This is a genomic window from Rhodoblastus sp. (genome assembly GCF_041915505.1).
GTDB lineage: Bacteria > Pseudomonadota > Alphaproteobacteria > Rhizobiales > Beijerinckiaceae > Rhodoblastus.
In genome coordinates, this window is sequence record NZ_JAYSBG010000233.1 from 1 (window position 1) to 5674 (window position 5674).

At 66.6% G+C, this 5674-nt stretch carries 6 protein-coding genes; 5 read left to right on the top strand and 1 reads right to left on the bottom strand.

Going from position 1 to position 5674, the window contains the following annotated elements; all coding sequences use genetic code 11:
• Both phoU and phoB read left to right on the top strand, forming a co-directional pair.
• A partial coding sequence (gene phoU / locus ACE3S9_RS13755; protein ID WP_374547041.1) for a phosphate signaling complex protein PhoU occupies positions 1-687 on the top strand: 687 nt, incomplete at its 5' end.
• A 121-nt stretch (positions 688-808) separates the two neighbouring features.
• The gene (gene phoB / locus ACE3S9_RS13760; RefSeq protein ID WP_374547042.1) at positions 809-1558 is read left to right on the top strand and encodes a phosphate regulon transcriptional regulator PhoB; all 750 of its coding nucleotides are present in this window, start codon (positions 809-811) and stop codon (positions 1556-1558) included.
• Between the two features lie 251 nt (positions 1559-1809).
• On the opposite strand, the gene ACE3S9_RS13765 is transcribed toward phoB, so the two are convergent.
• Positions 1810-2325, bottom strand: a complete 516-nt coding sequence (locus ACE3S9_RS13765; RefSeq protein ID WP_374547043.1) for a GcrA family cell cycle regulator — start codon at positions 2323-2325, stop codon at positions 1810-1812.
• 595 nt (positions 2326-2920) lie between these two features.
• On the opposite strand from ACE3S9_RS13765, the gene ACE3S9_RS13770 reads away from it, so the two are divergent.
• From ACE3S9_RS13770 to ACE3S9_RS13780, 3 genes are all read left to right on the top strand, one after another.
• Entirely contained in the window at positions 2921-4129 is a 1209-nt protein-coding gene (locus ACE3S9_RS13770) for an aspartate aminotransferase family protein (protein ID WP_374547044.1), read from the top strand.
• The gene (gene argF, locus ACE3S9_RS13775; protein WP_374547045.1) at positions 4126-5070 is read left to right on the top strand and encodes an ornithine carbamoyltransferase; all 945 of its coding nucleotides are present in this window, start codon (positions 4126-4128) and stop codon (positions 5068-5070) included. The genes ACE3S9_RS13770 and argF overlap by 4 nt, the downstream gene beginning before the upstream one ends.
• On the top strand, positions 5067-5674 hold a 608-nt coding region (locus ACE3S9_RS13780; protein ID WP_374547046.1), incomplete at its 3' end, for an Hsp33 family molecular chaperone HslO. The genes argF and ACE3S9_RS13780, both read left to right, overlap by 4 nt.

Genomic DNA, 5674 nt, shown 5'->3' on the forward strand with positions numbered 1-5674 from the left:
ACCGTCAAAGCCTTCGACAAGGACCTCGAAACGCTCGACCGCCACATTTCGGAAATGGGCGGGATCGCCGAAAAGATGCTCGCCGACGCCATGGACGCGCTGGCGACGATGAACACCGACCTCGCGCAGAAGGTCGTCGCCACCGACGCCCGGCTCGATGTTCTGCAGCGGACCATCGAGGATCTGGCCGTGCGCGTTCTCGCGCGCCGTCAGCCGGTCGCGATCGACCTGCGCGATGTCGTTGGCGTGATCCGCATTTCCGCGGATCTGGAGCGCATTGGCGACCAGGCTAAGAACATCGCCCGGCGCGCCACTAAAATCGCCGGGGAATCGCGCATTCCGCGCGCGGTGATCGGCCTGCGCTCAATGGCCGAACTCGCCGCCGCGCAGCTCAACGACGTGCTGGACGCTTATGCGCAGCGCGACGTCGAGCGGGCCAAGGCGGTCTGGAACCGCGACCTCGAACTGGATGCACTGGAAGATTCCGTGTTCCGCGATCTTCTCACCTTTATGATGGAAGACGCGCGCAACATCACCTTCTGCACCCACCTGTTGTTCTGCTCGAAAAATCTCGAGCGCGTCGGCGACCACGCCACCAATATCGCCGAGACGGTGGTTTACATCGTCACCGGAGAGAGCCTGCCCGGCGAGCGTCCGCGCGGCATCGATTCCACGGCGGCGCCATAAGTCTGGAGACGCCTGCGATCCCATTTGGTCGCAGGCGTCTTCGTCTCCATTGTTTTCGCGGCGGAGCCGCGAAAATCCGGCGTTCCCTTTTGGCGCGCCGCTCCAGGGGCCCAATGTTTTCATGAACGAACCGCGCGCATCCGTGATCGGCGCCGCATCCCCGGGCGGGGCGCCGCGCATTTTGGTGGTGGAAGACGAATCGGCGCTCGGCCTGCTGTTGAGCTATAATCTCGAAGCGGAAGGCTATGTGGTCGAGCGCGTCGAGCGTGGCGACGAGGCCGAATTGCGGCTTGAGGAATCGGCGCCGGATCTGGTCATTCTCGACTGGATGCTGCCTGGCGTTTCGGGCCTGGAAATCTGCCGGCGCCTGCGCGCCCGGGAAGCCACCCGAACGCTTCCGGTCATCATGCTGACGGCGCGCGGCGAAGAGGGCGAGCGCGTGCGCGGCCTTTCCGTCGGCGCCGACGATTATGTCGTCAAGCCCTTCTCCGTTCCCGAACTGATGGCGCGCGTCCGCGCGCTGCTGCGCCGGGCGCGGCCCGAACGCGTCGCCGTGAAACTGACCGCGGGCGAACTCGAACTCGATCGCGAGACGCGCCGCGTGCGCCGCGCCGGCCGCGACGTTCATCTCGGCCCGACGGAATTCCGCCTGCTGGAATATCTGATGGAAAAGCCGGGCCGGGTCTTCGCCCGCTCGCAATTGCTCGACAGCGTCTGGGGCATGTCGGCGGATATCGACGAGCGCACCGTGGACGTCCATATCGGGCGGCTGCGCAAGGCGCTGGCCAAGGGCGGTGAGAACGACCCGATCCGCACGGTGCGCGGCTCCGGCTACGCCTTCGATGAGACCTTTGGCCGCGGCGGCGGCTGAGGCGGCTCGATCCATCGTGCTCCAAGCAAAAGGCCGTCGCCGCGAGGCGCCGGCCTTTTGCTTGGAGGATCATGAGAAGGGGCGCTGGGGAGAGGCCGGGGGCCGCGCCGTTCCGCGCCGGACGTTTCGCCGAAGCGACGCTCCGGGCGGGCGCGGTTCGGCAAGGCCGCCGCAGTCAAGCCTGACTAGCATTGGCCTTGCGCGAACCTGCGCCGACGGGTCAGCCCCTCGCCGGCGCCCCTTTCGGGGCGTCAGGCCCGGGCGGCGCGCCGGTCGCGATCGCGCCGGCGATCCTGGGCGGGCTGATAGGCGATGCGGGCATGATACGTGCAATAGGGCCCGAGGCCGATCTGCATCTTTGCGCCGCAATAGCGGAACTCTGCGCTCGCCGGATCGCCCATCGGCCAGCGGCACATGGACTCGCGCAAATCCATGATGGTCACGCGCTCGGACATCGGAATGACGACATCCGCGGCGGCGCGGCGCGGCGCGGGCGCCGGGCGCGTTTCGACGGCCACCGCCAGATTGCCGTGGCTGACCGGCGCGGAGGGCGTCCGGACGTCTTCTTCGGGCCGCGTCTTGGCGCGGGGCCGCGCCGGGGCCGGAACCGGCGATTTCACCCGTCCGGAGAGGCCGAGACGATGCACCTTGCCGATGACGGCGTTGCGGGTGATGCCATGAGACAATTCACCGGCGATCTGGCTCGCGCTCAAACCTTCGAGCCACATTTTCTTCAAAAGCTCGACGCGTTCATCGGTCCAGGACATCGATTTGACCTCCAAACGTTGTGCCTATCGCACCTTGTCGCGGCGCCTCCGGCCCCGCGCTCGCGCCTTGTCCAGCGCAAAAACATTCCATCGCCCCGCCCGACCGGAACAGGCGTCCGATCGACGGCGGCCGGCTCTTTTTCGCGTGCGCCGCGCTGAACGGAATCGCAACCTGTTCGGCTGCGCGGACGCAGTCGTCGGAAACGCTCCGACCGAACGAGGACTGACGAAGCGGGCGCCTCTTTGACGCGCGCTACACGAGATGTCGTAGCCGACGGAAGGAAGACTACACCAGCCGTTGAATCGCGTGCAAGAGTCGCAATGTCGCGTCGCAGGTTTTCCCCAGCCCTTTGCGTCAAATCCGACTGAAGCGGGGGATCGCGCCGATTTGCGTTGCGCGCCCGCGCCGGAACGCGTTTTCGCGCGTCGTTAAAATCATTAGAGATTTGACCTTCCGGCCCGGATTTCCTAGATTGCGGGCCTGACGACGCCGTCCCCGCGGGACGGCGCTTTCATTTTCGGCCTCGCCGCCGCTCACTTTTGGCTTCGCTTCCGCGTTTGGCGGCTGGAGCCCAGGCTGTTGGGAGCACATGACGTGACTTCGGCTCTTCTTCCGACTTACGCGCGGTACCAACTGGCCTTCGATCGCGGCGAGGGCGCTTGGCTGATCTCGACCGAGGGCGAGAAATATCTCGATTTCGGCGGCGGCATCGCCGTCGCCAGCCTCGGCTACAACCATCCCCACTTGGTCGAGGCGCTGACGCAGCAGGCGCAGAAGCTGTGGCACACGTCGAACCTGTTCCAGATCCCGCTCGGCGAAACCCTCGCCCGCCGCCTCACCGAGGCGACCTTCGCGGATAATGTGTTCTTCACCAATTCCGGCGCAGAGGCGCTGGAACTGACGATCAAGATGGCGCGCAAGTGGAATTCGGCCAATGGCGCGCCGGACCGCTCGCACATCATCACCTTCGAGGGCGCCTTCCACGGCCGCACGCTCGCGACCATTGCTGCTGGCGGCAACGCCAAATATCTCGACGGCTTCGGACCCAAAATGCCGGGCTTCGACCAGGTTCCGTTCGGCGATCTCGAAGCGGTCAAGGCCGCGATTGGCCCGCAGACCGGCGCTATTCTGGTCGAGCCGATCCAGGGCGAGGGCGGTATCCGCGTCGGTTCGCCGGAGTTCATCCGCGGCCTGCGCGCGCTCTGCGACGAACACAAGCTGCTGCTGTGTTTCGATGAAGTGCAAAGCGGCATGGGTCGCACCGGAAAATTGTTCGCCTATGAGCTTTACGGCGTGACGCCCGATATTCTCGCCTCGGCCAAGGGCATCGGCGGCGGCTTTCCGCTCGGCGCCGTGCTGTCGACGGCGGAGGCCGGCAAGGGCATGGGGCTCGGCACGCATGGCACCACCTATGGCGGCAACCCGCTCGCCATGGCCTGCGGCAACGCCGTACTCGATATTCTGCTCGCGCCGGGTTTCCTCGACGATGTCGCGCGCAAGGGGCTGTTGCTGCGTCAGGCCTTGTCCGGCCTTGCGGCGGAACATCCCGGCGTCGTCGCCGAAATTCGCGGCGAGGGTCTGATACAGGGCCTGCGGCTGCGGGCGCCGAACGCCGATTTCGCCGCCGCCGCGCGCGCGGAAAAGATCATTGTGATTCCGGCGGCCGACAATGTGGTGCGTATTCTGCCGCCACTGATCGTCTCGGAGGACGAAATCCGCGAGGGCGTGCGCCGGCTCGGCGCGGCCTGCCGTCATTTCGAAATCGCGGCGACGCACAAGGGAAAGCAGGGAGCCAATATATGAATCTGCCGCCGATCGATCCGGCGCGTCGTTGTTTTCTCGATATTGCGGATTTCTCGCTCGACGAGCTGCGCGGCGTTCTCGACCGCGCTGTCGCTATCAAGAGCCGCCGCCGCAAGGGGCGGCCCGCGGCGGACAAGCCGCTGGCCGGCCGCACGCTGGCGATGATCTTCGACAAGCCCTCCACCCGCACCCGCGTCTCCTTCGACGTCGGGATGCGCGAGCTTGGCGGCGAGACGCTGATGCTGACCGGCGCCGAAATGCAGCTCGGGCGCGGCGAGACCATCGCCGACACCGCCCGGGTGCTGTCACGCTTTGTCGACGCCATCATGATCCGCATTCTCGCTCATGAGCATTTGCTGGAAATGGCGGCCTATGCCGGCGTGCCGGTCATCAACGGCCTGACCAAGAAGACCCATCCCTGTCAGGTGATGGCCGATATCATGACCTATGAGGAGCATCGCGGCGACATTGCTGGCGCGCGCGTGGCCTGGATCGGCGACGCCTGCAATGTGCTGACGAGCTGGATTCACGCTTCGGCCAAATTCGGCTTCACGCTCGACATCGCCTCGCCGGAGGATCTGGCGCCGCGCCCCGAGCTGATCGCCTGGGCGCGCGCGCAGGGCGGCGTGGTCAATGTCCTGCGTGATCCCTATGAGGCGGTGCAGGACGCCGATTGCGTACTGACCGACTGCTGGGTGTCGATGGGCGACAAGGACGAGAAGCTGCGCCATTCGCTGCTCGCGCCCTATCAGGTCAATTCGAAGCTGATGCGCCACGCCGCCAAGGACGCCGTGTTCATGCATTGCCTGCCGGCGCATCGCGGCGAGGAGGTCACCGACGAAGTGATCGACGGCCCGCAATCCCTGGTGTTCGACGAGGCGGAAAACCGGCTGCACGCGCAGAAGGGCGTGCTCGCCTGGTGTCTGGAGGAACGGGCGTGAGCTCGGGAACGAGTCGCTTTTCCGCCGATTTTCCGGTCGCCGCCGGGCTGGATGACGCCGTGCTGCCCTTCGCGGTCGAGCCGCTCGATCTGCGCGGGCGGCTGGCGCGTCTCGGGCCGGCGCTCGACGCCATTCTGGCCCGCCACGCCTATCCCGATCCGGTCGCGCGCCTGTTGGGCGAAGCGGCGGCCTTGACCGTGCTGCTTGGCTCCGCGCTGAAGGGGGAGGGCCGGTTTCAGTTGCAGGCCCGCACCGATGGCGCGGTGGACATGGTGGTGGTCGATTTCGACGCTCCGGACCGATTGCGGGCCTTCGCCCGTTTCGACGCCGCGCGGCTGCCGACTTCGGGCGCGGTGAGCCCGGAGGCCCTGCTGGGACGCGGCCATCTCGCCTTCACCATCGAACGGGGCGGCGAGGCCTCGCGCTATCAGGGCGTGGCGCCGATCGAAGGCGGCGCGCTGGAACAGGCCGCGCGGACCTATTTCCAGCAGTCCGAGCAGATCCCGACTTTCATCCGCCTCGCGGCGGGACAGGTCGTCACGCCGTCGGGCGCGAGCTGGCGCGCGGGCGGCCTGCTGGCGCAATTCCTGCCGCATTCCGAGGA

Coding starts and splice junctions, on each gene's coding strand:
- argF (WP_374547045.1), top strand. CDS start 4,126: ATGAATCTGCCGCCGATCGATCCGGCGCGTCGTTGTTTTCTCGATATT.
- ACE3S9_RS13765 (WP_374547043.1), bottom strand. CDS start 2,325: ATGTCCTGGACCGATGAACGCGTCGAGCTTTTGAAGAAAATGTGGCTC.
- phoB (WP_374547042.1), top strand. CDS start 809: ATGAACGAACCGCGCGCATCCGTGATCGGCGCCGCATCCCCGGGCGGG.